Origin of the sequence: Mycobacterium sp. (genome assembly GCF_039583785.1) — a bacterium.
Classification (GTDB): domain Bacteria; phylum Actinomycetota; class Actinomycetes; order Mycobacteriales; family Mycobacteriaceae; genus Mycobacterium.
Map to the genome: position 1 here is coordinate 1 of NZ_JAVKSG010000159.1, position 3058 is coordinate 3058.

Annotated in this window: 2 protein-coding genes and 1 pseudogene; 2 read left to right on the forward strand and 1 reads right to left on the reverse strand. The window is 62.7% G+C overall.

From position 1 onward, the window contains the following. Positions 1-188 (forward strand): annotated as a pseudogene (locus ABDV69_RS20815) (FAD-dependent oxidoreductase); the annotation flags it as partial. Here the strand turns inward: ABDV69_RS20815 and ABDV69_RS20820 are convergent. Next, on the reverse strand, positions 185-1228 hold the full coding sequence (locus tag ABDV69_RS20820) for an HAD-IIA family hydrolase (RefSeq protein ID WP_343577692.1): 1044 nt from the start codon (positions 1226-1228) through the stop codon (positions 185-187). The pseudogene ABDV69_RS20815 and the gene ABDV69_RS20820 overlap by 4 nt on opposite strands. Before the next feature lie 479 nt (positions 1229-1707). Here ABDV69_RS20820 and ABDV69_RS20825 point away from each other — a divergent pair, with 479 nt between their 5' ends. Next, complete coding sequence (locus ABDV69_RS20825; RefSeq protein WP_343577694.1) at positions 1708-2733, forward strand: NAD(P)H-dependent glycerol-3-phosphate dehydrogenase; 1026 nt, start codon at positions 1708-1710, stop codon at positions 2731-2733. Positions 2734-3058: the final 325 nt, after the last annotated feature.

A 3058-nucleotide genomic window follows, 5' to 3' on the forward strand; every position in this document is an offset into this window, starting at 1 on the left:
GGAGAGCTGCCGCTTGTTCGTCGCCTTCAGTTCGACCAACAGCGGGTGCTGCGGGCACCGCACGCGCTCCCCACGTCGGGCGCCAGAGGCTATGGAACGTGCGACAGAACTACTTCGCCGACGCCCTCGACTACCGCTTCTACCGTCTCGACGAGAAGATGGTGTTCGGCCGCGCCAACAGGCACTAGCCGACCAGTTCGACCCGCCCGACTTCGCTGTCCTCGGATATCAGCGACCAGCGGTTCAACGCCTCGGAGGCATCGTTGTCGCCGGCCCCGATCGTGAACGACTGGCCATCGAAGTTCGCGTCCCACACCGCTGATGCGACCGCGCGAACAACCGATAACCCGTCGTCGAACTGATGTTTCCCGGTTGCGAAGACGGTGGCGCCGGAGTCAAAAATTTCGACGTCCCATGCCGACTGCGGCCCGATCGCGAGCAAGTCCCTGTCCTCATGCAGTGAGCGCAAGTCGTGGCCGACATAAGTCGGTCGCAGTCCCGTTTCCGCCTGGAGCATGTTCAGCACAGTATTCGCCCCGCTGAGTACCAGCATGCTGGGCAGGCCAGCCGCATTAGCGCCGGCGATATCGGTGTCTACCCGGTCGCCCACCACCAGCGGTGCGCGGCAGTCAGCACGATTAGCCGCATCAATGATCATCGTCGGTGCGGGCTTGCCGGCGACCTGCGGCTCGGCCTCGGTGGCCGCCTGTAACGCGGCGACCATGGAGCCATTGCACGGCACCAGGCCACGCTCGGTGGGGATCGTGCGGTCTAGGTTTGCCGCCACCCAAACGGCACCGTCTCGGATGGCCAACGTCGCCTCAGCCAGGTCAGACCAGTTGGTGTCGAAGCTCAGACCCTGCACTACTGCGACCGGGTCGTCGTGAAACTGCGAAACCGGCCGCAGCCCGGCCGCGACGACCTCGTCGGCCAGCGCCGGCGCACCGACCACCAGCACCCGCGACCCGGATGGCAGCAGCTCAGCCAACAGTCGCGCAGCGCTCTGCGCGGCTGTGGCGACATCGTCGCCGTCGGCCGTAAAACCGAGGTCGCGCAGGTGTGCTGCCACATCCTCCGGCGTGCGCGATGCGTTGTTGGTGATGAACAACTTACGACTCGGAGAATCATCCAACGACTGAACCGCACATTCGGTGACTTGCTGCCCGCGGTACAACGTTCCGTCCAAGTCCAACAACAAACAATCGTGTTCGCGCGTGAGTGTAGCCAATGTGGGATTGCCTCATTTCATCTGGTCGCGAGAATAACAAGTAGTTACCCTAGCATTCCGCGTTATCGAGAGCTTCTAAATCGGCCTTTAACGAGTACATAACGACTCGACGTCCGACTGTACCACGATCTGATTCCGCCTCGTCGGCAACGGGTTTCAAATGTCTTTCTCAGTGGTGACATATGAGCGCAGGTTGAGTAAGGTCATACTACGGACAACATGTGACCCGTCTCTCATGCCCTGTGACATGCACCGGGAAGACTTTTGAACTAGGGTCGGGCACTGCGCACCGTCAGGGGATGATTATTTCTTGCTTGACGAAGTAATGGTCATCTGCCGACCGGCCCGCAATTTCGGCGATCACCTAAAAATTATTTAAAAATGTTGCCGAAATCGAGTCACCGACGAGTTGGACGTCGACAGCCCGATCAGAATCGGCCGGGCAACTCTGGCCCGACTACATCAATGCGTTGAGGAATATGGCAACCACACAACCCCACCCAAAGATTGTTGTGTTCGGCGGCGGGTCCTGGGGCACCACCGTTGCGTCCATCTGCGCCCGCCGCGGACCGACATTGCAGTGGGTACGCTCAGCGGACACCGCCGCCGACATCAACGACAACCACACCAACACCCGCTATCTGGGCCACGAGGTGAAGTTGACCGATACGCTTCGTGCGACCACCGATTTCGCCGAGGCGGCCAACTGCGCGGACATCGTCGTGATGGCCGTGCCGTCCCACGGTTTTCGAGGGGTGCTCACCGCCCTGGCCGCGGAGCTTCGGCCGTGGGTGCCGGTGGTGTCGTTGGTCAAGGGTCTCGAGCAAAACTCCGACATGCGGATGTCGGAGATCGTGGACGAGGTGCTACCCGGGCACCCAGCCGGCACGCTCGCCGGACCGAACATCGCCCGCGAGGTGGGCGAAGGCTATGCGGCGGCGGCCGTACTGGCGATGCCGGACCAACATATGGCCGCTCAGCTCGCTTCGTTGTTCCGCACCAGTCAGTTTCGGGTGTACACCACCGACGACGTGGTGGGGGTCGAGATGGCCGGTGCCTTGAAGAATGTCTACGCGATCGCCGTCGGCATGGGCTATTCAATTGGCATCGGCGAGAACACGCGCGCCATGGTGATGGCCCGAGCAGTGCGGGAAATGTCCAAACTCGGCGAAGCCATGGGCGGGCGCCGCGATACCTTCGCCGGCCTGGCCGGCTTGGGCGACCTCATCGTCACCTGCACCAGCCAGCGCAGCCGCAACCGCCACGTCGGCGAGCAACTCGGGGCCGGTAAGACCTTGGAGGAGATCATCGCGTCGATGAATCAAGTCGCCGAGGGCGTCCGGACCGCCAGCGTGATCATTGATTTCGCCAATCGGTACGAGATCAACATGCCGATCGCCCGCGAGGTCGACGCGGTGCTCAACCACGGGGCCACCGTCGAACAGGCCTACCGTGGCCTGAACGCGGAAACACCGGGACACGAGGTGCACGGCACGGGGTTTTGACGGTTCCGGGCGCTGTGAGACATCGCGTCGCACGTGCCCGCCGGCTGAGTTCGCCAACTGCCAGACAACTCTTCGCGTCGAGCCACGGTGACGCGCTTGGGCTCGGACCCGAACGGGTAGCGGGACGTAAACCCGAAGATGATCCGTCCGTCCTGCCCGTCGGTGATCAGGTGGTCGATACGGCGGCGAAGGAGGCGATGTGGTCGATCGTGGTGTGCAGTGCGGTCGACAGTGGCTCGGCGTCGCGCAGCGTCTTGGTGAGCAGTAGTCCGCCCTGCAGCGCGGTCAGCAGTGCCGTGGCCAGTTTGTCGACATCGGCGTGCTC